This window comes from Micromonospora sp. HM5-17 (assembly GCF_003762835.1).
In the GTDB taxonomy this organism is placed as follows: Bacteria; Actinomycetota; Actinomycetes; order Mycobacteriales; family Micromonosporaceae; genus Plantactinospora.
Genome location: NZ_RJWA01000002.1, coordinates 933407 through 956087 on the forward strand (window position 1 = coordinate 933407; position 22681 = coordinate 956087).

Sequence of the window (22681 nt, forward strand, 5' to 3'; positions counted from 1 at the left end):
GGAGCGGTCGGCGGAGGCGCGTCGCGCTTCGGAGCCACCGGTGGATCCGGCGACCACGGCCGGGCCAGCCTGAGGGGAGGGGGGAGCAGTGCGGATCGGCATCGTCTGTCCGTACTCGCTCGACGTGCCCGGCGGGGTGCAGAACCACGTGATGGACCTTGCCGAGGCGCTGATCGGTCTCGGCCACGAGGTGAGCGTGCTGGCGCCCGCGGACGACGACGCGGAGCTGCCGCCGTACGTCGTGCCCGCCGGGCGGTCCGTGCCGTTGCCGTACAACGGTTCGGTCGCCCGGATCACCTTTGGCCCGGTCTCCACCGCCCGGGTCCGGCGCTGGCTGGCCCGGGGGCGGTTCGACGTGCTGCACGTGCACGAGCCGTTGGCGCTGAGTCTCTCGCTGCTCGCCGTGCTCTCCGCCCGGGGGCCGGTGGTGGCGACCTTCCACACGGCGATGACCCGGTCCCGCGCCCTCGCAGTGGCGCAGGGGGTCCTGCAGCTCGTGCTGGAGCGGATCACCGCCCGGATCGCGGTGAGCGCCCTGGCCCGGAAGGTGCAGGTCGAGCACCTCGGCGGCGGTGCGGTGGAGATCCCCAACGGGGTGGCGGTGGCGAAGTTCGCCGACGCGGAGCCCCTTCCGGGCTGGCCGGGACCCTGTGGGCCGGGGCGGGGCGGCACGCTCGGCTTCCTCGGCCGGTTCACCGAGCCGCGCAAGGGGTTCGCGGTGCTGCGGGACGCGTTCGTGGCGCTCGCGCCGCACCGCCCGGGGCTGCGACTGCTGGTGGCCGGGCCGGGTGACCTGGCCGACGTGCACGAGGGTGTGCCGCCGGAACTGCGGGAGCAGATCACCTTCCTCGGCCGGGTGACCGAGGAGGAGAAGGCGCGGATGCTGCGTAGCGTCGACGTCTATGTGGCGCCGAACACCGGCGGCGAGTCCTTCGGCATGATCCTCACCGAGGCGATGGCCGCCGGGGCGACGGTCGTCGCCAGCGACCTGGACGCGTTCCGCCGGGTGCTGGACGGCGGCCGGGCCGGCGAACTCTTTCCCACCGGTGACGCGGTGGCGCTCCGCCACACCCTCGACGCGCTGCTCGACGACCCGGCCCGCCGCGCGGCGCTGTCGGCCCGCGCCCGGGAGGTGGTCGAGGCCTTCGACTGGCCGACGATCGCCCGACGGGTGCTGGAGGTCTACGCCACGGCGATCGAGGCCACCGACGGCCGGGTGCTGGACGAGGAGTGGATCGGGCCGACCTGACCCGGCTGACGGCGGGGACCGCGTGGCCCGGGGCCGGCGTCCTGGGTCTGTGGCCGGCGGACCCACCGGTGCCGGGGCCGCGGCGTACGCCTCGCCGCCGGTGGCGTACCGGGCATTCGAAGCTGTCCGCACTACGATGCCGGGCATGTGGTGGGTGGTCGGCCTCGTCGCCGCGGTTGTCCTGGTATCGGTCTACCTGACCTGGACGGCGGCCCGGGTCGACCGCCTGCACGCCCGGGTCGGGTCGGCCGCCCGGGCGCTCGACGCGCACCTGCTCCGCCGCGCCGCCGCCGCGGCCGTGCTGGCCGAGGATCGGTACTCGGTCGAGCTGTACGCGGCCGCCCGGATCGCGCTGGACGCCGAGGGCGACGAGCGGGAGGCGGCGGAGAACGACCTCACCCGGCAGCTGCGGCGGACCCCGCTGGATCCGGACCACCCGGCGGCGGAGGCGGTGATCGCGGCCAGCCGCCGGCTCGCCCTGGCCCGGCAGGTGCACACCGACCTGGTCCGTGACGCGCTCTCGCTGCGGCGCCGACCCCTGGTACGGCTGCTGCGTATGGCCCGCAAGCATGAGGCGCCCCGGTACTTCGACATCGACGACCCGACCCTGAACACCCGTCCCGGGCTCTCGGTCGGCTGACGGTCGCCCGATCCGCGGCCCGCCGGCGGGGACGGGGTGGCGCCCGTGGCGGGGAGACGGTGGCGTTGGCGGCCCAGAAGAAGGTGGTGCCGGCGGCGGTGAGCCGGGCCACAGGGCAGGCCACGGGGGGTGTGATTGGCTGTCGGCCTGGCGTTGCATCCCGCGTAGCATCAAAACCGGATTTCAGCCACCGCACGTGTCGAGGAGCGAGAACGCCGTGTCCGAATCCACCGTCCAGTCCGGTTCCGACCCGTCGGCCGAGGTTCGGGAGCAGACCGCCGCACCGGTGGTCGGCACCGCCCGGGTGAAGCGCGGCATGGCCGAGATGCTCAAGGGCGGCGTGATCATGGACGTCGTCACCCCGGAGCAGGCGAAGATCGCCGAGGACGCCGGTGCGGTCGCGGTGATGGCGCTGGAACGGGTCCCGGCGGACATCCGTGCCCAGGGCGGGGTGGCCCGGATGAGCGACCCAGACCTGATCGAGGGGATCATCAACGCGGTCTCCATCCCGGTGATGGCCAAGGCCCGGATCGGCCACTTCGTGGAGGCCCAGATCCTGCAGGCGCTCGGCGTCGACTACATCGACGAGTCCGAGGTGCTGACCCCGGCCGACTACGCCAACCACATCGACAAGTGGGCCTTCACCGTGCCGTTCGTCTGTGGGGCCACCAACCTCGGCGAGGCGCTGCGGCGGATCACCGAGGGGGCGGCCATGATCCGCTCGAAGGGTGAGGCGGGGACCGGGGACGTCTCCAACGCCACCACCCACATGCGGAGGATCCGGGCGGAGATCAAGCGGCTCACCTCCCTGCCGCCCGACGAGCTGTACGTCGCGGCCAAGGAGCTGCAGGCGCCGTACGAGCTGGTCAAGGAGGTCGCCGAGACCGGCAAGCTGCCGGTGGTGCTCTTCACCGCGGGCGGCATCGCCACCCCGGCGGACGCGGCGATGATGATGCAGCTCGGCGCCGAGGGCGTCTTCGTCGGCTCGGGGATCTTCAAGTCCGGCGACCCGGCCAAGCGGGCCGCCGCGATCGTCAAGGCGACCACCTTCTACGACGACCCGGACGTGCTGGCCAAGGTGTCGCGCGGGCTCGGCGAGGCGATGGTCGGGATCAACGTCGACGACATTCCGGTGCCGCACCGGCTGGCGGAACGGGGCTGGTGAGCCTTGGCGGAGGTGACGGTCGGGGTCCTCGCGCTGCAGGGTGACGTCCGGGAGCACGTGGCCGCGCTGGTGGCGGCGGGGGCCTCGGCGCACCCGGTCCGCCGGCCGGAGGAGCTGGAGCGGGTCGACGGACTGGTGATCCCCGGCGGCGAGTCGACCACCATCAGCAAGCTCGCCGAGGCGTACGACCTGCTGGAGCCGATCCGTAAGCGGATCGGCGGGGGGATGCCGGTCTACGGGTCCTGCGCAGGGATGATCATGCTGGCGACCGAGGTGCTGGACGGTCGGCCCGACCAGCAGAGCTTCGGCGGGATCGAGATGACCGTGCGGCGCAACGCGTTCGGGCGGCAGGTCGACTCCTTCGAGGCGCCGGTGCCCATCGCCGCCATTCCCGGCGGGCCGGTCCACGGCGTCTTCATCCGGGCGCCCTGGGTCGAGCGGGTCGCCGACGGGGTGGAGGTGCTGGGCCGGGTCGCCGCCGGTCCGGCCGCCGGCCGGATCGTCGCCGTCCGGCAGGGCAACGCCGTCGCCACCGCCTTCCATCCCGAGCTGACCGGGGACCGCCGGATGCACCGCTACTTCGTGGAGCTGGTGCGGCGGGCCTGACCACCCCGCCGCCGGCGGCCCGCGGACCATCGCCCGCGAGCGGCCCGCGCGCGCCGCCGGCCGTGGGCGGCTCGGCACCGTCGGCCGCGGCGGGGCTGACGCTACCGGCCACGGCCGGCGGTTCCGGACGTTCGCCGCGACCCGCGCGATCGGACCTGCCGGGGATGAACGGCTGGGACGGCGTCGGTAGGATTGGACGCCGGTCCGGCGGCTTATCGTCCAGATGACGCGCGGTGCAGTCGACGCGGACGGCGGCGAGTAACGGAGGTTCAGGGTATGTCCGGCCACTCAAAGTGGGCGACGACGAAGCACAAGAAGGCGGTCATCGACGCCAAGCGCGGCAAGATGTTCGCGAAGCTTATCAAGAACATCGAGGTGGCGGCGCGCACCGGCGGCGGCGACCCGGCCGGCAACCCGACGCTCTACGACGCCATCCAGAAGGCGAGAAAGAACTCGGTCCCCAACGACAACATCGAACGCGCGGTGAAGCGCGGTTCCGGGCTGGAGGCCGGCGGCGCCGACTGGCAGACCGTGATGTACGAGGGGTACGCCCCGGGCGGGGTCGCGCTGTTGATCGAGTGCCTGACTGACAACCGCAACCGGGCGGCGACCGAGGTGCGGACCGCCCTGACCCGGAACGGCGGTTCGCTGGCCGACGCCGGATCCGTGTCGTACCTCTTCTCCCGCAAGGGCGTGGTGATCGTCCCCGAGGGAGGTCTCTCTGAGGATGACCTGCTGGTCGCCGTCCTGGATGCCGGGGCCGAGGAGGTCAACAACCTCGGCACGGCGTTCGAGGTCATCTGCGCGCCGGGTGACCTGGTCGCCGTCCGGACCGCGCTGCAGAATGCCGGCATCGAGTACGAGTCGGCCGAGTCCTCGCTGGTCCCCAGCGTCACCGTGCCGCTGGACGAGGACGGGGCCCGGAAGGTCTTCAAGCTGATCGAAGCCCTCGAGGACCTGGACGACGTGCAGAACGTCTACAGCAACTTCGACGTCTCCGACGAGATCATGGCTGCCGTCGGCTGACGCCGGTACCGACCGGGGGCTAGTCCGTACTCGCGTTTGAACGCGTGGGCGAAGGCGAACTCGGAGGTGTAGCCGACCTCCCGGGCGACGGCGGCCAGGGGCGCGTCGCTGTCCCGCAGGCGCCGGGCGGCGAGGGTCATCCGCCACCAGGTGAGGTACGCCAGCGGTGGCTGGCCGACGAGTGTGGTGAACCGCCGGGCGAAGGCGGCGCGGGACAGCCCGGCCTGGATCGCCAGCTCCTGCACGGTCCACGGTCGGCCGGGATCTTCGTGGATGGCCTGCAGCGCCGCCGCGACGGCGGGGTCGCGCAGGGCCGCCGCCCACCCGCTCGCGGCGCCGCCGGCCGCCTGGTCGTCGAGCCAGGCACGCAGGATCTGCAGGAGGAGCACGTCCAGTAGGGCGGGCAGCATGGCGTCACCGCCCGGCCGCGGCTGCTCCAGTTCGCTGCCGAGCAGGTCAATGGCGGCCCGTAGCGCGGAGCGGTGTCCGACCCGGGCCGGCAGGTGGATGACCTCCGGCAGGTCGGCGAGCAGGGGGTGCACCCGGGATCGGTCCAGCAGGTACGCGCCGCACAGCATGACCGTCACCGCGGCCGGGTCCTCGGCGGCCGGGTGCTGATCGGCGGGTGGCCCGTCGTCGCGGTCGGGTGTGACCGCAGGCGAGGGGGCGGCGCGGTCGACCAGCGGGGTCGCCGGGCTGTCCGCCACACCGTGGGCGCTTCCACGGGGCAGGAACGCCACATCTCCCACCCCGAGGGCGACGGGCGCGCCGTCCGGTGGGATCAGCCAGCACGAGCCCTGCAGGACGACGTGGAACCCGGCCCCGTCAACCGAGGGAAGCCGACGCCCGAACGGCGCCGACCAGCGCACCCGGGCGGAGTGCGGTTGGCCGGTACGCATGACGGTCACCGCGTCAGAGAGGACGTCCACGCATCGATCGTACGCAGCCAGAGGAACGCCGTACCCGCCGGCGAAGACGCCTGCGTATGAATCGAAGACGCTGACGCATTGGGAGTCTTTCCTCGTCGCCGTACGGTGTGGTCACGGGCGGCCTGACCGGTCCTCCCGTTCGCCCATGCTCATCGCGGCACGAAGGAGTTCCCACGTGACGATCGCCGTGTACGGTGCCAACGGCTATCAGGGGCGGCTGGTCCTGGCGGAGTTGGTCCGTCGTGACCTCGACGCCGTGCTCGTCGGCCGCAACGCCGCGCGCCTGCGCGCGGCCGCGGCCGCGGTCGGCATCCCCGACGCCGCCCGGCGGACGGCCGACACCGGGGAGCACGACGCCCTCGTTGCGGCGTTCCGCGACTGCGACGTCGTCATCAACTGCGCCGGACCGTTCACGCTCTCCGGGCACGCCGTGGTCCGGGCGGCCATCGCCGCCGGCTGCCACTACGTCGATACCGCTGGCGAGCAGCTCTTCATCGCATCGGTCTTCGACACCGTCGGTGCCGAGGCGGAACGGGCCGGGGTCACCGTCGTGCCCGCCACGAACGACGCCTGCCTCCCCGGCGACCTACTCGCCCACCTGCTCGCCCGGCGGGTCCAGCCGCTCGCGGACATCGCCGTCAGCCACGTCATCGTCGGCGGTGGCGGGCCATCCCGCGGATCGTTGCGCTCGGTCGTCGCATCGATCGACGCCATCACCGCGGGTGGACTCAGCTACGTCGATGGTGCCTGGCACCTCGGCATCCCGCCCCGGCACGCGTCGGTCACGTTTCCCGGCGCCTCGCGACCGACGGAGATGGTGGCGTTCCCCCTGTCCGAGGTGGTCACCATCCCGCGGCACGTCCAGGTCCGGCGCGTCGAGGGCCTCGTCGACGCCGCGCTCGGCGCGCGGCTGCGTACCCCGCTTGCTCCGGAGGTCATCGAGAGCCTGCCCCACGGCCCCGCCGAGGAGGCCCGCCGAACGCAGCGGTTCACCTACCTCATCGACGGGGTCGGCGTCGACGGCCGATGCGTTCGTGGCGTCATCGAGGGATCGGACACCTACGGCACCACCGCGGTCATCGCCGTCGAGGCCGCCCGCCGACTCGTGGCGGACGGCGCCGCGCCAGGTGTGCTCGCCCCCGCCCAGGCGTACGACCCGATTGACTTCCTCGACTTCCTCACCGGCCACGGCATCAGGTGGCACATCTCTGTCCCCGACACCGTGCCGGCGCGACGCTGACGGGTGCGGTGCGGCGTCGACCGACGCGGGCCGGGTGGTTCCGCTGATGGGTGTGAGGACGGCGCCGACCGGCGCCGCGACCGGGTGGTTCCGCGGTGACGGGTCACCCGGCCGGTGTCGTCGGCCGCGACCGGGGTCAGCGGGTCCAGCCGACGAACCGGTCGAAGAGCTCGGCGGGGGTGACGTCGGGTAGCTCCCGGGCGGCGTCGTACACCCAGGTGGTCGCCGACCGGGCCAGGCTGAGCCGGTCGGTGGTGAGCAGCAGGATCGTCCGGGCCGTCGGACAGGGCCAGCAGCGTTGGCCGCAGCTACAGCTCCACTGCGGACGCACCGCCGCGTGCCCGGGCGGTGTGGAGCCGCGAATCATCATCAGCCTTCCTACCCTTACGCTTCGGCGCACGCGGGGAGGGGCTGGGGACCAGTCTGCCGTACGGGGGCCGGGGCGGAAGGGCTGTCCCACAGTCGTCGAACGTGCCACCACTCGTTCGGGGTAACGAGGAGAGGGGCCGGGGCGGCACGACATCGGCCCACCGGCGCCGGGTTCCCGCGCCGAGCCGACCGTCCCGGGGCGCCGGCCACGGTGGCGCCGACGCCTGCAGCTCTGCTGATTGATGTCGCCCGGATTATTCCCGCTCGCGGCCCCGGGTGAGCCGCTTCACAATACGATACGAGACGTTTCCGTTTCGGTTTTCTCGTCACTATCGTCGGTGCGTCAGCAAGCTCTCCCGCGGGCCCGACCCGGCCCGGATGCGGACATCGGGGGGAAACCACAGCATGCAGTCAACCGACAACACCGGACACCCGAGGCGCTGGGCGATTCTCGGCGTCCTCGTCGTCAGCCTCCTGGTCGTGGTGCTGGACAACACCGTGCTGAACGTGGCGTTGCGTACCCTCGCCGACCCGGTGCACGGCCTCGGCGCCAGCCAGGGCGAACTGGAGTGGTCCATCAACTCGTACACGCTGGTCTTCGCCGGGTTGCTCTTCACCTTCGGCGTACTCGGCGACCGGTACGGCCGCAAGTGGTTCCTGCAGGGCGGCCTGGCGGTCTTCGGGTTGGCGTCACTGCTGTCGGCGTACGCGCAGAATCCCGGACAGCTGATCGGGGCCCGCGCCCTGATGGGATTCGGCGCCGCGGCCGTGATGCCGGTGACGCTCTCGATCATTTCCAACGTCTTCGACCCCCGGGAGCGGGGCCGGGCCATCGGGATCTGGGCCGGCGCCGTCGGGCTCGCCGTGGCGATCGGCCCGGTCCTCGGTGGTCTGCTGCTCGAGCACTACTGGTGGGGCTCGGTCTTCCTGATCAATGTTCCGATCGTGGCGGTCGGGATGATCAGCGCCGCGGTGCTGGTGCCGAACTCGCGTGACCCGAAGCCGGGGCGGATCGACGTCCTCGGCGTCCTGCTCTCGGTGATCGGCCTGGTCGCCCTCTCGTACGGGATCATCGACGGCGGCGAGCACGGCTTCGGCCGGCCCGTCGTCTGGGTGGCCATCGTCAGCGGGCTGGTGGTGCTGACCGGGTTCGTCCTCTACGAGCGGCGGCTCGATTCTCCGTCCCTGGACGTCCGGCTGTTCCGGGTGCCCCGGTTCGCCGCGCCGGTCGCGGTGATCGGTCTGGTCTTCTTCGCCGGCATGGGCGTGATGTTCTTCTCCGCCTTCTACCTCCAGCTCGTCCGGGGCTACACCCCGCTGGAGACCGGCCTGCTGATGTTGCCGTACGCCGGGGCCCAGCTGGTGTTCGCGCCGCGGAGCGCGACCATGGTCAAGCGGTACGGCAGTAAGGCGGTGGCGGCGGTCGGCCTGGCGCTGACCGTGGTGGCGTTCGGCCTGTTCGCCACCGCCGGTACCCGGACGCCGATCTGGTTCATCGAGCTGATCTTCTTCCTCCAGGGCGTCGGGATGGCGCACGTCCTGCCGCCGGCGACCGAGTCGATCATGTCGTCGCTGCCCCGGGAGAAGGCCGGGGTGGGCTCGGCGGTGGGCAACACGATCCGTCAGGTGGCCAGCGCGCTCGGCGTCGCGGTGCTCGGCTCCGTCCTCTCCGCGGTCTACCGTGACCAGATCGCCGCCGCGGCCCGGCCGCTGCCCGGCCCGGCCCGGGACGCCGCACGGGAGTCGATCTCCGCGGCGTACGCCGTCGCCGAGCGGCTTGGCCCGGCCGGCTCGTCGGTGATCGGTGCCGCGAACGACGCGTTCGTCACCGCCATGCACTGGGCGGCGGGGCTCTCGACGGCCATCGTCGCGCTCGGCGTCCTCGTGGTGCTGCGCTGGCTGCCCGGCCGCTCGGCGGGTGAGCAGGTGCAGCCGCCGGAGCCGGCGGCGGATCCCGAGTTGGCCGCCGCGTAACAGCCGGGAAACAATGGTCTCCATGACCGACACGACGGATGCTCCGCGGGCGCCAGGGCGCCCGCGGAGCATCCACGCGGACAAGGCGATCCTTGAGGCCACGCTCGACCTGCTCGCCGAGGGCAACAGCATCGAGGCGCTCTCGATCGAGGCGATAGCCGGCCGTGCCGGGGTCGGCAAGGCGACCATCTACCGGCGGTGGTCCGGCAAGGAGACACTGCTCCACGACGCGCTGTGCCAGCTGAAGCCGCCGCCGCCCGAACCGCTCGGCCGCTCGGTCCGCGAGGACCTGATCGCCCTGGTCAGCTGCTCGGGGGGGCACAACCCCGACGCCCGGGTCGACCGGATCGTGCCCTGCATCCTGCCCCTGATCAAGCGCAGCCCGGAGCGGTGGTACCAGCTCTATCAGGACATCGTCGAGCCGAGGCGGCAGAGGCTCCGGGAGGTGCTGCGCCGGGGTATCGCGCTCGGGGAGATCCGAGCCGACCTCGACATCGAACTCGCCGTGTCGCTGCTGACGGCCCCGCTGGTCGTGCAGCGGCTGCTGTGCGCCAACCCCGACCTCGACGAGCACGACCTGCCGACCCGCCTCGTCGACCTGGTCATCGCCGGCATCGCCGCCCGCTGACCCGGGTGTCCGCCGGCCGACCGTGATCCGGCTTGTCGCCGGCGCCCCGTGCCGGTGTGGTGGCCAGGGACGCCCCGGGCGTGTCGCGATCGGGAGCGTCACCGTCGGCCGATAGGGTGTGTCGAACACGTGTACGCGTTGCGGGAGGGGGGCGGCGTGCGGGTGCTCGGCGTCGACCCGGGACTGACCCGGTGCGGGGTGGGTGTGGTCGAGGGGGTGCCGGGGCGGCCCTGCACCCTGGTCGCCTACTACGTCGTCTACACCGACCCCGAGGACGAGCTGCCGTTGCGGCTGCTGCACCTCGACACCACGCTGACCCGGCTGGTTGCCGAGCACCAGCCGGAGAGCGTCGCCGTGGAACGTGTGTTCAGCCAGCACAACGTCCGGACGGTGATGGGGACCGCCCAGGCGAGCGCGGTGGCCGTGCTGGCCGGCGCGCGGGCCGGGCTGCCGGTGCAGACGTACACCCCGAGCGAGGTGAAGGCGGCGGTGACCGGCTCGGGCCAGGCCGACAAGGCGCAGATGACGGCCATGGTCACCCGGTTGCTGCGGCTGGATGCTCCGCCCCGGCCGGCCGACGCGGCCGACGCGCTGGCGCTGGCCATCTGCCACGTCTGGCGGGGTGGCACCCGGGCGAAACTCTCGGCGGCGGCCGACGCGGCCCGGCCCGGCGGGGGAGGGGCACGGTGGGTGGGCCCGACCGAGCAGAATGCCCGGGGTCGGGGGGCGACCGGTGCGGGCCGGCGCCGGCCGGGGCCGGGACGGCAGGAGGGAGCGGCATGATCGCGAGTGTGCAGGGAGTGGTCGCCGGGTTGTCCTCGGACAGCGCGGTGATCGAGGTCGGCGGGGTGGGCCTCGCGGTGCACTGCACGCCGGGCACCCTCGCCGGGCTCCGGATCGGCGCGTCCGCCCGGCTGGCCACCAGTCTGGTCGTCCGGGAGGACTCGCTCACCCTGTACGGCTTCGCCGACGACGACGAGAAGCAGCTCTTCGACCTGTTGCAGACCGCGAGCGGGGTCGGGCCACGGTTGGCCCAGGCGGTGCTGGCGGTGCACAGCCCGGACGTGGTACGTAAGGCGATCGCCAACGGCGACACGGCGACCCTGACCCGGGTCCCCGGGATCGGCAAGAAGGGGGCCGAGCGGCTGGTCCTGGAGCTGCGGGACCGGATCGGACCGGTCCCGGTGGGCCCGGACGGGGCGGCCGGGGTCACCGCCGGCGCCTGGACGGAGCAGGTACGGCAGGCGCTGGTCGGGCTCGGCTGGACCGCCGCCCAGGCCGATCAGGCGGTCGCGGCGGTCGCGGAGACCCTCGACGGCGAGATCCCCCCGGTCCCGACGCTGTTGAAGCAGGCCATCCGGTTGCTCGGCAAGACCCGATGACGGCGGGCCGCGACCCGATGACCGCGACGAGCCGGACGAGATGACCGCGAGGAGCAGGGAGACAGCGTGACCGAGCGGAGCGAGGGCCTCGTCTCGGCGTATGCCAGCGACGCCGAGCGGGACGCGGAGATCAGCGTCCGGCCGAAGCGGCTGGCCGACTTCATCGCCCAGCACCGGGTGCGCGACCAGCTCGAGCTGTTGCTGCGCGGCGCGATGGGGCGGGGCACCCCGCCCGACCACATCCTGCTGTCGGGGCCGCCCGGGCTCGGCAAGACCACCCTGGCCAACATCGTCGCCGCGGAACTGGGGGCCGGGATCCGGGTCACCAGCGGTCCGGCCATCGAGCGCTCCGGCGACCTCGCGGCCATCCTGACCAGCCTCACCGAGGGGGACGTCCTCTTCATCGACGAGATCCACCGGATGGCCAAGCCGGCCGAGGAGCTGCTCTACAGCGCGATGGAGGACTTCCGGGTCGACGTGGTGGTGGGCAAGGGTCCGGGGGCCACCGCGATCCCGCTGGACGTGGAGCCGTTCACCCTGGTCGGGGCGACCACCCGGTCGGGGCTGCTGACCGGGCCGATGCGGGACCGGTTCGGGTTCGTGGCGCACCTCGACTTCTACACGCCCGAGGAGCTGGACCTGCTGCTGCAACGGTCGGCACGGATTCTCGGCGTGCCGATCACCCCGGACGGCTCGGCCGAGATCGCGCGTCGCTCCCGGGGGACCCCGCGGATCGCCAACCGGCTGCTCCGCCGGGTCCGGGACTTCGCCGAGGTCCGGGCCGACGGCACGGTCACCCGCGAGGTCGCCCGGGCCGCCCTGGCCGTGTACGACGTCGACGAACTGGGGCTCGACCGGCTCGACCGGGCGGTGCTGACCGCGCTGGTCGACTCGTTCCGGGGCGGGCCGGTGGGGCTCTCCACGCTGGCGGTGGCGGTGGGGGAACAGCCGGACACCGTGGAGGAGGTCTGCGAGCCGTTCCTGGTTCGGGCCGGGCTGCTCGCCCGGACCCCGCGGGGCCGGGTCGCGACCGAGGCCGGATGGCGCCACTTGGGGCGTACGCCGCCGAATGGTACATTTGTCCCCGGTGCGTCCTCCACGCCCGACCTGTTCTCCGCCGGGTCCGCCGAGCCGTGATCCGAACGTGATCCGTGCCGCATTCGGTGTTCTCAGGCACAGGGACTAGACTCGCCGCGGTTTGACAGGACGTGAGATCCTGCCTCCGCTCCGGCATTCCCATGTCGCGACGAGGCCGATGGGAAGGGCATAGACAGTGCCTGTGGCAGCAGAGAACAGCGGCGGGGCCGGCAGCCTGATGCCGATCCTCATGATCGTCCTGCTCTTCGGCGTCATGTACTTCATGATGATCCGGCCGCAGCAGAAGCGGCGTCGTGAGGCGGAGCAGATGCAGTCCTCGCTCGGCCCGGGAGACGAGGTGGTCACCATCGGTGGCCTCTACGGCACGGTTACCACCGTCGATGACGAGACCGTGATGCTGGAGGTGGCGCCGGGGGTGCAGACCCGGTACGCGCGGCCGGCGATCGCCCGGGTCGTCAAGAAGGCGGAGCGGATCGAGCAGGTCCCGGACGAGGTCGAAGCCAAGGAGTGACCGGACCCGGACGAGGGGTCGGCACCCAGATCGAAGATACTTGATTGCCGTGCCGGTGGGAGTCACCGGTGCGGTCCACGCGTCGCCGGACGGGCCGGCGACCGACTCGCCGCGGACAACCAGCGGCCGAACGGCGCAGGGAGACAGGACAACGTGGCACCACCTCAGGGACAGATGCGGCCCGGGCGGCAGCTCGCCGTACTCGGGTTGATCTTCACCGTCCTCTACCTTCTGGTGTTCTTCGGGGCAGATGCCAAGGGCAGCTGGACGGACCGGCTCCAGCCGAAGCTCGGCTTGGACCTCGTCGGCGGGACTCGGCAGACCCTGGAGGCGGTCACAATGGCCAGCGGCCAGGCGCCGTCGGCCGAGGCGCTGGAGCGGGCACGGGAGATCATCCAGGCCCGGGTCGACAGCCGAGGCGTCGCCGAGGCCGAAGTGGTCACCGACGGCAACCGGAACATCGTGATCTCGGTTCCCGGGACGAACGCCGACCTCAGCGGTATCGGCACCCCGGCCGAGCTGCGCTTCCGCAAGGTGCTCAAGTCCACCGACGGTGGCGGCCCGACCAGCTCCCCGACACCGGGGGCCTCCGCCACCCCGTCCGCCAGCCCGTCTCCCGGGGCCAGTGCCTCACCGTCGGCGGGTGCCCCGCCGTCCGGTAGCCCGAGCAGTGCGGCTGCCACCGCGTCGCCGAGTTCCGGCGGCCAGGGCGGCGGCGCGCCGGCGTCCCCGACGCCGACCCCGAGTGCGTCCGCCACCCCGACCCCGAGCACGTCGGGGAGCCCGGCGCCGACCCCGTCCGCCAGCCCGGTCGTGGATCCGGCCAACCAGACCCTCGAGGAGCAGCGGGCCGCGGTGGAGCGGAAGGTCGGCGCCGAGGCGTGGTCGGCGGCGAACGGGCTCCAGGCCCCGGCGGACTTCAGCACCGACGCGGCGCTCGCCGAGAAGCTCAAGCCGTTCGCGGACCTGACGCCGGAGGAGATCGCGGTCCTGCCCCCGAACATCCAGTACAACGTCCCCACCATCACCTGCGAGAAGCTCGACCAGCGTCCGCCCGGTTCGATCAAGGACGAGAAGCAGCAGGCCGTGGCGTGCGAGCTCGGCCAGGTGAAGCATTTCCTCGACGTCGCCAAGGTCCTCGGTACCGACGTCGCCGACGCCGACGGCGTGCTCGACCAGAGCACCAGCCAGTGGGTGGTCAGCCTGGAGTTCACCGGTGACGGGCAGAAGAAGTGGACCGCCCTGACCCGGGAGGCCTACAACAACGAGGGTGGGGCCTGCGACCAGGCGGCGCTCGGCAACGAGGGCCGGTGCAAGGTGGCCGTGGTCTTGGACAACGACGTCATCTCCGCGCCGGAGATCCAGGGTGTCCTCACCGGCAACTCGCAGATCAGCGGTAACTTCACCGCCGCCTCCGCCAACGAGCTGGCCAGCCAGCTCCGCTACGGCGCCCTGCCGTTGACCTTCAAGCCGCAGGAGGCGCAGAACATCACCGCCACCCTCGGCACCGAGCACCTGCGGGCCGGTCTCCTCGCCGCCGGGATCGGCATGCTGCTGGTGGTCATCTACGCGTTCTTCTACTACCGCCTGCTCGGTTCGGTGATCTTCCTGAGCCTGCTCCTCTCCGGCCTGCTGGTCTTCGGCGCGCTGGTGGTGCTCGGTCGGCAGATCGGCTTCACCCTGACCCTCGCCGGAATCGCCGGCTTCATCGTCTCGCTCGGTGTCGCCGCCGACTCCTTCGTCATCTACTTCGAACGCCTGAAGGACGAGATCCGGGAGGGTCGGAGCCCGCGCAGCGCGGTACCCCGGGCCTGGGCACGGGCCCGCCGGACCATCATCTCGGCGAACGCCATCTCGATCATGGCGGCAGTGGTGCTCTACCTCGTCTCGGTCGGCACGGTGCAGGGCTTCGCCTTCGCACTCGGCCTGGCCACCATCCTCGACCTGGTCGTCGTCTTCCTGTTCCGGCACCCGATCATGACGCTGTTCGCGCGTACCCCGGCGTTCCTGTCACCGCGGGTCAGCGGGCTCGGCCGCGCGATACAGCGGGACGACGAGCCGCAGCCCGGCAAGCCGCGCGTGAAGGAGGCCTGAGATGAGCCGGAGTGGTCTTGCCAGCCGCCTGTACCGCGGTGAAGCCGGTCTCGAGATCGTCCCCAAGCGCCGGCTCTGGTTCGCCATCTCCGGCGGCCTGGTGCTGCTGGCGGTGCTGAGCGTCGTTCTCCAGGGCTTCAGTCTGGGGATCGAGTTCAAGGGCGGCAACGAGTTCCAGGTGCCGACCAGCGTCGGCACCATGCAGCGGGCCGAGGATGCGCTGCAAGCCGCCCTCGCCGACGAGTCGACGCCGGACGGCCCGGCCGAGGTGGTGTCGAGCCAGCGGGTCGGCGACGCGACGTACCTGTTCCGGACGACCCCGCTCGACCAGGAGCAGGCCGACAAGGTCCGGGGCGAGATCGCCCAGGAGCTGGGCATCCAGGTTGACGAGGTCAGTGACAACCGGGTCAGCGCCGCCTGGGGTAGCCAGGTCACCGAGCGGGCCCTGATCGGTTTGCTGATCTTCGTGGCGCTGGTCACCGCGTACCTCGTGATCCGCTTCGAGCTGCGGATGGCGATCGCCGCCATCATGGGTCTGGCGCTCAACCTGGTGCTCACCGCGGGGGTCTACTCGGCGACCGGGTTCGAGGTCACCCCCTCGACCATCGTCGGCTTCCTGACCATCCTCGGTTTCGCCCTGTACGACACGGTCGTGGTCTTCGACAAGATCCAGGAGAACACCCGGGGCATCACCGCGGGCACCACCCAGACGTACGCCGAGGCGGCCAACCTGGCCCTGAACCAGACCCTGATGCGGTCGATCAACACCTCGGTCGTCGCGTTGCTGCCCGTCGGCGGTCTGCTCTTCATCGGCGCGGGCCTCCTCGGTGCCGGCACCCTGAAGGACCTTGGTCTGGTGCTCTTTGTCGGTATGGCCGCGGCGTTCTTCTCGTCGATCTTCCTGGCGACGCCGCTGCTGGTGACGCTCAAGGAGCAGGAGCCGAGGATCAAGTCGCACACCCAGCGCGTCATCGCCCGCCGGGCGACCGGAGGCCGCGACGGGGCGGCGCAGCGACGGCCCGGTCAGCCCCGGCCGGGCGCCTCCGCCGACTCGTCCACCGAGCAGGCGGAGGAGGCCACCGCCTCGGCCGACGCGGAACGCGCCGCGCTCGCGGGTGCGGCGCCCAAGGTGGGGGCCCGGCCAGCCGGAGGCAAGCGTTCGGGCTCGCGTGGCGGTCGTTCCGGTGGAAACCGGCCCGGCGGCAAGCGTCGCTGAGCCACCCAGGGCGACGGCGTTTCACGCCGCACCACACCCGGCGGGCCCTCGCCGGGGAGACAGGCGATGAACGGAGATCGAGGCGTCCGCCGGGTTGACCGGCGGACGCCTCCGTTCGAAAGGACACACCGTGACGGAGACGCCCACCGAGGTACGTGGTGACAGCGGCCCGCTGACCGCGCAGTTGGTGGCCAGCCGGGTGCTGGACGTACCCGACTTCCCCAAACCGGGCATCGTCTTCAAGGACCTCATGCCGCTCTTCGCCGACGGGGCGGCGTTCCGGGCGGTGGTCGACGAGATCGTCGACCACCACGGTCGGGACTCGTTCGACGTGGTCGTCGGAATCGAGGCCCGTGGCTTCGTGGTGGCGGCCGCGATCGCGTACGCGGCCGGGGTCGGCGTGGTGCCGGTGCGCAAGGCCGGCAAGCTGCCCCGAGCCGCCTACGCTGCCTCCTACGCCCTGGAGTACGGCGAGGCGACGCTCGAGGTGCACCAGGACGCCTTCACCGCCGGGCACCGGGTGCTGGTGGTCGACGACGTCCTCGCGACCGGCGGGACGGCCAAGGCCACGCTCGAGCTGGTCGAGCGGGCCGGCGGCACGGTCGCGGGCTTCACCGTTCTGCTGGAGCTCGGCTTCCTGAAGGGACGGGAGCGACTGGCACCACAGCCGGTTCACGCCCTCCTGACCGTTTGATCCGTCCCTGCCCGCCTCGACCGGCCCGTACGTCCGGAGGACGGTCGCCGGGCCGGTGAGCCGGGTACGATTTTCGTTCGTGGTCGGACGCCATGCCTGCGTCCGGCTGGCGCGGGACGGGACCGACCGGCTACGGTCGGCTCATTCCCGGCGAGGTGGTGAGGAGGCCGGTGTCCCACGATGTCGCCCCTCCGGCGGAGGGTACGGTGCGTCCCAGCAACCAGGCTGATGGTCCTACCAACGCCGTGACCAGCGCGGACGGTAACGTGACGCCGGCGCCCGGCGCCGTGTCGCCCGGGGCCGGTGGTGCCAACGGTGTCGGCGGTACCGCTGTCGGGCAGGGTGCGGCCCCGGTCAGCCCTGCCCCGGCCGGTCCGACGGCGAGCAGGCCCGGCCCGGCGGCCGTGGGCGGCCGCTCCGGCGGCCCGGGCGGCACCGGGTCCGCATCCACGTCCGGCTTCGCCCTGGCCAACGCCCCCACCGGCCGACGGGTCCGCGCCCGGCTCGCCCGGTTCAACGCGCCCTGGCAGACACCGCAGGTCAGCGAGGTGTTGGAGCCGCTGATCGCGACCCACCGGGCGTCCCACCCCAAGGCCGACGCCCGGCTGCTCCAGCGCGCCTTCGACACGGCCGCCCGGTGGCACTCCGGGCAGTACCGCAAGTCCGGTGACCCGTACATCACGCACCCGCTGGCGGTCGCCACCATCCTGGCCAACCTGGGGATGGACACCACCACCCTGGTCGCGGCCCTGCTGCACGACACCATCGAGGACACCGACTACACCCTGGACCAGATGCGTGCCGAGTTCGGCGCCGAGGTCGCCCTGCTGGTCGACGGTGTCACCAAGCTCGACAAGGTGAAGCTCGGCGACGCGGCCAAGGCCGAGACCATCCGCAAGATGGTCGTCGCGATGGCCAAGGATCCCCGGGTCCTGGTGATCAAGCTGGCCGACCGGCTGCACAACATGCGTACGCTGACCTTCCTTCCCCTGGCGAAGCGGGAGCAGAAGGCCAAGGAGACCCTGGAGATCCTCGCCCCGCTGGCACACCGGCTGGGGATGAACACGATCAAGTGGGAGTTGGAGGACCTGGCCTTCGCCAACCTCTTCCCCAAGCGGTACGAGGAGATCAACCGGCTGATCGGCGAGCACCAGCCGCAGCGTGAGGCGCTGCTGCGGCAGGTGACGCAGAAGGTCCAGGTCGACCTTCGGGCAGCCAAGATCAAGGCGGAGGTCACCGGCCGGCCGAAGCACCTCTACTCGATCTACCAGAAGATGATCGTCCGGGGCCGGGACTTCAACGACATCTACGACCTGGTCGGGGTCCGGATCCTGGTCGACACGGTGCGCGACTGCTATGCGGCACTCGGGGTGATCCACGCGAACTGGCAGCCGGTGCCGGGCCGGTTCAAGGACTACATCGCAATGCCGAAGTTCAACATGTACCAGTCGCTGCACACCACGGTGATCGGCCCGACGGGCAAGCCGGTGGAGATGCAGATCCGCACGTACGCGATGCACCGTACGGCGGAGTTCGGCATCGCCGCGCACTGGAAGTACAAGGAGAAGAAGGGCGAGACGGTCGTCGGCCCGCCGGCCCACATCGACGAGATGACGTGGCTGCGGCAGCTGCTGGACTGGCAGCGGGAGGCGGCGGACCCGAGTGAGTTCCTGGACGCGCTCCGGTTCGACCTCTCCAGCCAGGAGGTCTACGTCTTCACCCCGAAGGGGGACGTGATCCCGTTGCCGACCGGCTCCACGCCGGTGGACTTCGCCTACGCCGTACACACCGAGGTGGGGCACAAGTGCATCGGCGCCCGGGTGAACGGCAAGCTGGTACCGCTGGAGTCGACGCTCTCCAACGGCGACGTCATCGAGATCTTCACCTCGAAGTCCGACACCGCCGGGCCGAGCCAGGACTGGCTGGGCTTCGTCAAGAGCCCGCGGGCCCGGACGAAGATCCGGCAGTACTTCAACAAGGAGCGCCGCGAGGAGGCGATCGAGGCCGGCAAGGACGCGATCGTCAAGGCGATGCGCAAGCAGGGCATGCCGTTGCAGCGGATGCTCACGCACGACAACCTGATGACGATCGCCCGGGACCTGCACCTGGCCGACGTCGCCTCGCTCTACGCGGCGGTCGGCGACAGTCAGGTCTCGGCGCAGTCCGTGGTGCAGAAGCTGATGGCGGGGTACGGCGGCGAGGAGGGCGCGGCCGAGGACCTCGCCGAGACCGCCGTCGCCACCCGTCCGCCGCGCCGTACCGGCACCGGCGGTGATCCGGGTGTGGTGGTCCGGGGGGTCAGCGACGTCTGGATCAAGCTCGCCCGGTGTTGCACCCCGGTCCCGCCCGACTCGGTCTTCGGCTTCGTGACCCGCTCCGGCGGGGTGAGCGTGCACCGGGACGACTGCGCGAACGCGGAGAACCTGCGGGTGCAGAGCGAGCGCATCGTCGAGGTGAGCTGGCGGCTCACCTCGGCCTCAACCTTCCTGGTCTCGATCCAGGTGGAGGCGCTCGACCGGCACAAGCTGTTGGCCGACGTCACCCGGGTCCTCTCCGACGAGCGGGTCAACATCCTCTCGGCGACCGTCACCACCACCCGGGACCGGGTGGCGGTGAGCCGGTTCAGCTTCGAGATGGCCGACCCGAAGCACCTCGGGCACCTGCTCGCCGCGGTCCGTAAGGTCGACGGCGTTTTCGACGCGTACCGGGTCACCTCCGGGGCCTGACCGGGCCGGCGGCGTACGGCCGGACCACCCGGCCCGGCACCGGCCCGGGAGACCGGCCGCCTTCCGGGCGGGGCGGAACGAGCGATGCCGTCATCCCGCCGCTGTGGCGACCCCGGGCCAGGCCTCCGTCCGCCCACAAACTCCGCCCACAAACGACGAGCGTCCGTCGCGACGCGACGGACGCTCGTGCCGAGCTGCCGGTCAGCCGACCGGGGCGCTCATGGTGAGGCTCTTGATCACAACTTCCTTCTTCGGGTGGCCACCGCCGGCCTGGTTGGCGAAGGCGCCGTCGTCACCGGCCGCGCCGACCTGGGCGACCAGATCCAGACCCTGGGTCACGGTGCCGAGCACGGTGTACGAGGCGGGGAGCTGGGAGTCACCGTAGACGATGAAGAACTGGCTGCCGGTGCTCGATGGGCCGGAGTTGGCCATCGCGATGATGCCGGCGGGGTAGGGCGGCCGCTTGTCCGTCGGCAGGTTCTCCTCGGCGAACCGGTACGCCGGGCCGCCGGTGCCGTCGGTCTCCTTCCACTTGCTGTCGGCCGTGACGCTCGGGTCGCCGCACTGGAGCACCTGGATCCCCTGGGTCACCAGCCGGTGGCACTTGGTGTTGTCGAAGAACTTCTTCTCGGCCAGGTGGGTGAAGCTGGCCGCCGTGCACGGTACGTCGCGCAGGTTCAGCTTCGCCGTGATCTGGCCGAGGTTGGTGTCGATCGTCATGATCTGGCTGCCGGTGTTCTTGACCGTGGTCGGCGGCAGCCCGACGTCCTTGATCGTCTCGGTGCGCTGGTCGGCCGGGATCTCGGTCCAGGAGCAGGTGGTCGTGCCCGCCTCGTTCGTCGTCTGCTCGTCGTCACCGAGACTCACCACGAGCCACACCGTGCCGGCGACCACCAGCAGCAACGCCACGCCCGTCCCGATGGCGGCCTGCAGCCGACGGCGCCTGCGGGCCGCGGCGGCACGCTCGGCCATCTCCCGTTCCAGCTTTGCCCGCGCCGCGGCGCGCTGCCGCTCTCTGGTCGACGTCACGGTGGCTCCTCCTGGACTATGTGCCGCACGCGGCTGGCCTGCCGCGGCTCGGTGGTCTGGGGGTGTTCTCAGGACTTCCCGGCGCCGGTCGGGCTGGCCGAGGGGGACGTCGTCGGTGTCGGCGTCGGGCTCGGCGGCGTCGCCGTCGGGCTGCCGGAGGACGGTTCACCGACGGTCAGGCTCTGGATGATCACGTCATGCTTCGGCTTCACCTTGGCGCCCGAACCATTGTCCACGGTTTCCATGGCGCCGATCTTTTTGATCACATCCATCCCCGACGTGACCTTGCCGACGATCGGGTAGATCGGATCGGCGGGACCGTAGTCCTTGAAGAAGATCAGGAACTGGCTGCCGTTGGAGCCGGGCGGGAAGCCCATCATGGCGACCGTGCCGGCCGGGTACGCCGGCGGCGTACCGGCGGGGGCGGTGGCCGACGGGGTGGCGGTGGGGCTGGCCGACGGGCTCGCGGACGGGGTGGCGGTGGGGGTGGCCGCGCTCTCGGACGGGCTCGGCGTCGGCGCGGGCGGCACGTTCTCGTCGAAGAAGGTGTACGTCGGGCCGCCGAACCCGGTGCCGCTCGGGTCCCCGCAGCGCAGGGCGCCCTCGGTGGTGATCTCGTGGCACTTGGTGTTGTCGAAGAACTGCTGGCCGGCCAGGTAGGTGAAGCTGGCGCCGGCGCAGGGCGCGGCGGCCAGGTCGAGCTGCACCACCACCGGCTCGCCCTGGTTGGTGGTGATCGTCATCGGGCGGGTGCCGGTGGTCGGCAGGTCACGGGTTGGCGGGGTGCCGACCTCCTTGAGGTTCGTGTTCGCATTCGCGTCCTGCTTGGTCCAGGCGCAGATGTCCATCGCCGCGGGGTCGGCGGTGGGCTTGCGGTCGAAACCGCCGAGCGCCCAGAACGAACCGAGCGCGATCAGCAGCAGTGCCACGGCGGAGCCGATGGCGGCTCGGAGCTGCCGCTTGCGGCGGGCGGCGGCCGCCCGCCGGGCCATCTGGCGTTCGAACTTGGCCCGCGCCAGTTTTCGCTGCCGGTCCTTGCTGGAAGCCACCCGTGCTCCCCTTTCCCTGTGCCGCTGGTCGTCGTCTGACCTCTGGTCGCCGTGCCCGGTGGTCGTCCGGCCGCGCGCGCTCCGCGGCTGCGGCGTCACGTGCGCCACGCCACACGCCCGCCAGAGTGTACGGGTACCGGCTGGAAAAGTGTTGTACGAGGTCACCCCGAAGCCATCGGAGATTATCACTGCCGATCCGGCGGCCTCCCGGGCCGGTGCGGATGGGCGCGTCGGTCCGGCGCGGGACGGATAGGGTAGGCGGAGCCAACCGTGGAGTGAAGGGAGCGGACGTGCTCGTCGCCGGCTTCCCCGCGGACGCCTTCGGCACCAACTGCTACGTGGTGGCCCCGGCGCCCGGGGAACAGTGTGTCGTGGTCGACCCCGGCATCGGGGTGCTGGAACGGCTCGACGCTGTGCTGGCGGAGCATCGGCTGCGGCCGGCCGCGGTGCTGCTGACCCACGGTCATCTTGATCACACCTTCTCGGTCGCGCCGGTCTGCGGCGCCCGGGGAATCACCACGTACGTGCATCCGGGCGACCGGGAGATGCTCGCGGACCCGGCCAAGGGGCTCTCCGCCGACCTCACCGCGCTCTTCAGCGGGCGGCTGCCGTACGCCGAGCCGGAGGACGTCGCCGAGCTGACCGACGGCACCACGCTCAACCTGGCCGGGCTGGAGATCACTGTCGACCACGCTCCGGGCCATACCAGCGGGTCGGTGCTGTTCCGGCTGCCGCGCGCAGGCGCGGCTGTCCGGTCCGACCTGCCCCTTCCACCTGGCGTGGACTGGGCGGCGGAACAGATCTGCCTGGCGGGCGACGTGCTGTTCGCCGGGTCGATCGGCCGCACCGACCTGCCGGGCGGCAGCCTGCCGGCGATGATGACGAGCCTGCGGGAGAAGATCCTCCCGCTCGCCGACGACACCGTCGTGCTGCCCGGCCACGGCCCCGCGACCACCATCGGCCGCGAGCGGACGAGCAACCCGTACCTGGCCGAGGCCGCCGGCCTCGCCGGGCCGCGTGGGGCCGCGTCCACCCGAGGCTGGTAATCCCCGCTCG

At 71.8% G+C, this 22681-nt stretch carries 20 protein-coding genes and 1 pseudogene; 17 read left to right on the plus strand and 4 right to left on the minus strand.

Going from position 1 to position 22681, the window contains the following annotated elements; genetic code table 11:
* Positions 1-88: 88 nt before the first annotated feature.
* The 5 genes from EF879_RS09175 (at position 89) to EF879_RS09195 (ending at position 4686) form a co-directional block, all read left to right on the plus strand.
* Positions 89-1249: a glycosyltransferase family 4 protein gene (locus EF879_RS09175; RefSeq protein WP_123556669.1), complete on the plus strand. Its 1161-nt coding sequence runs from the start codon at positions 89-91 to the stop codon at positions 1247-1249.
* 136 nt (positions 1250-1385) lie between these two features.
* Complete coding sequence (locus EF879_RS09180) at positions 1386-1889, plus strand: hypothetical protein (protein ID WP_123556671.1); 504 nt, start codon at positions 1386-1388, stop codon at positions 1887-1889.
* A 286-nt stretch (positions 1890-2175) separates the two neighbouring features.
* Positions 2176-3054 carry a pyridoxal 5'-phosphate synthase lyase subunit PdxS gene (gene pdxS / locus EF879_RS09185; RefSeq protein WP_123556988.1) on the plus strand — a complete coding sequence of 293 codons (879 nt, stop codon included), beginning with the start codon at positions 2176-2178 and terminating at the stop codon, positions 3052-3054.
* A gap of 3 nt (positions 3055-3057) precedes the next feature.
* Positions 3058-3660, plus strand: a complete 603-nt coding sequence (pdxT, locus tag EF879_RS09190) for a pyridoxal 5'-phosphate synthase glutaminase subunit PdxT (RefSeq protein WP_123556673.1) — start codon at positions 3058-3060, stop codon at positions 3658-3660.
* Between the two features lie 276 nt (positions 3661-3936).
* The gene (locus EF879_RS09195) at positions 3937-4686 is read left to right on the plus strand and encodes a YebC/PmpR family DNA-binding transcriptional regulator (RefSeq protein ID WP_123556675.1); all 750 of its coding nucleotides are present in this window, start codon (positions 3937-3939) and stop codon (positions 4684-4686) included.
* On the opposite strand, the gene EF879_RS09200 is transcribed toward EF879_RS09195, so the two are convergent.
* The gene (locus EF879_RS09200; RefSeq protein ID WP_123556677.1) at positions 4638-5615 is read right to left on the minus strand and encodes an AraC family transcriptional regulator; all 978 of its coding nucleotides are present in this window, start codon (positions 5613-5615) and stop codon (positions 4638-4640) included. The genes EF879_RS09195 and EF879_RS09200 overlap by 49 nt on opposite strands.
* A 175-nt stretch (positions 5616-5790) precedes the next feature.
* Here EF879_RS09200 and EF879_RS09205 point away from each other — a divergent pair, with 175 nt between their 5' ends.
* On the plus strand, positions 5791-6855 hold the full coding sequence (locus EF879_RS09205; protein ID WP_123556679.1) for a trans-acting enoyl reductase family protein: 1065 nt from the start codon (positions 5791-5793) through the stop codon (positions 6853-6855).
* A gap of 136 nt (positions 6856-6991) precedes the next feature.
* Here the strand turns inward: EF879_RS09205 and EF879_RS09210 are convergent, their stop codons facing one another.
* A complete protein-coding gene (locus EF879_RS09210; protein ID WP_123556681.1) occupies positions 6992-7225 on the minus strand; it encodes a hypothetical protein in 234 nt (77 codons plus the stop codon).
* 404 nt (positions 7226-7629) lie between these two features.
* Here EF879_RS09210 and EF879_RS09215 point away from each other — a divergent pair, with 404 nt between their 5' ends.
* The 10 genes and pseudogenes from EF879_RS09215 to EF879_RS09260 all read left to right on the plus strand — a co-directional run bounded on the left by EF879_RS09215 (position 7630) and on the right by EF879_RS09260 (position 19547).
* Positions 7630-9198, plus strand: coding sequence for an MFS transporter (locus EF879_RS09215; RefSeq protein ID WP_123556683.1), 1569 nt, complete (start codon positions 7630-7632; stop codon positions 9196-9198).
* 22 nt (positions 9199-9220) lie between these two features.
* Positions 9221-9826 (plus strand): TetR/AcrR family transcriptional regulator, encoded by a 606-nt coding sequence (locus tag EF879_RS09220; protein WP_370375461.1) that lies wholly within the window; start codon positions 9221-9223, stop codon positions 9824-9826.
* Between the two features lie 156 nt (positions 9827-9982).
* Positions 9983-10504 (plus strand): annotated as a pseudogene (gene ruvC / locus EF879_RS09225) (crossover junction endodeoxyribonuclease RuvC); the annotation flags it as partial.
* 101 nt (positions 10505-10605) lie between these two features.
* Positions 10606-11208, plus strand: coding sequence for a Holliday junction branch migration protein RuvA (ruvA, locus tag EF879_RS09230; RefSeq protein ID WP_123556688.1), 603 nt, complete (start codon positions 10606-10608; stop codon positions 11206-11208).
* Between the two features lie 66 nt (positions 11209-11274).
* Positions 11275-12345 carry a Holliday junction branch migration DNA helicase RuvB gene (gene ruvB / locus EF879_RS09235; RefSeq protein ID WP_123556690.1) on the plus strand — a complete coding sequence of 357 codons (1071 nt, stop codon included), beginning with the start codon at positions 11275-11277 and terminating at the stop codon, positions 12343-12345.
* Between the two features lie 178 nt (positions 12346-12523).
* Positions 12524-12817, plus strand: a complete 294-nt coding sequence (gene yajC / locus EF879_RS09240; protein ID WP_199736293.1) for a preprotein translocase subunit YajC — start codon at positions 12524-12526, stop codon at positions 12815-12817.
* A gap of 153 nt (positions 12818-12970) precedes the next feature.
* Complete coding sequence (gene secD / locus EF879_RS09245; RefSeq protein ID WP_123556694.1) at positions 12971-14911, plus strand: protein translocase subunit SecD; 1941 nt, start codon at positions 12971-12973, stop codon at positions 14909-14911.
* Between the two features lies 1 nt (position 14912).
* Positions 14913-16127: a protein translocase subunit SecF gene (secF, locus tag EF879_RS09250; RefSeq protein ID WP_123556696.1), complete on the plus strand. Its 1215-nt coding sequence runs from the start codon at positions 14913-14915 to the stop codon at positions 16125-16127.
* Between the two features lie 130 nt (positions 16128-16257).
* Complete coding sequence (locus EF879_RS09255) at positions 16258-16821, plus strand: adenine phosphoribosyltransferase (RefSeq protein WP_123556698.1); 564 nt, start codon at positions 16258-16260, stop codon at positions 16819-16821.
* Positions 16822-17066: 245 nt separating this feature from the next.
* A complete protein-coding gene (locus EF879_RS09260; protein WP_370375462.1) occupies positions 17067-19547 on the plus strand; it encodes a bifunctional (p)ppGpp synthetase/guanosine-3',5'-bis(diphosphate) 3'-pyrophosphohydrolase in 2481 nt (826 codons plus the stop codon).
* A gap of 201 nt (positions 19548-19748) precedes the next feature.
* Here EF879_RS09260 and EF879_RS09265 read toward each other — a convergent pair whose 3' ends face one another.
* Both EF879_RS09265 and EF879_RS09270 read right to left on the minus strand, forming a co-directional pair.
* Positions 19749-20576, minus strand: coding sequence for a peptidylprolyl isomerase (locus EF879_RS09265; RefSeq protein WP_233604333.1), 828 nt, complete (start codon positions 20574-20576; stop codon positions 19749-19751).
* Between the two features lie 68 nt (positions 20577-20644).
* Positions 20645-21625 (minus strand): peptidylprolyl isomerase, encoded by a 981-nt coding sequence (locus tag EF879_RS09270; protein WP_123556702.1) that lies wholly within the window; start codon positions 21623-21625, stop codon positions 20645-20647.
* Between the two features lie 290 nt (positions 21626-21915).
* Between EF879_RS09270 and EF879_RS09275 the strand changes: the two genes are divergently transcribed.
* Positions 21916-22671, plus strand: a complete 756-nt coding sequence (locus EF879_RS09275) for an MBL fold metallo-hydrolase (protein WP_123556992.1) — start codon at positions 21916-21918, stop codon at positions 22669-22671.
* Positions 22672-22681: the final 10 nt, after the last annotated feature.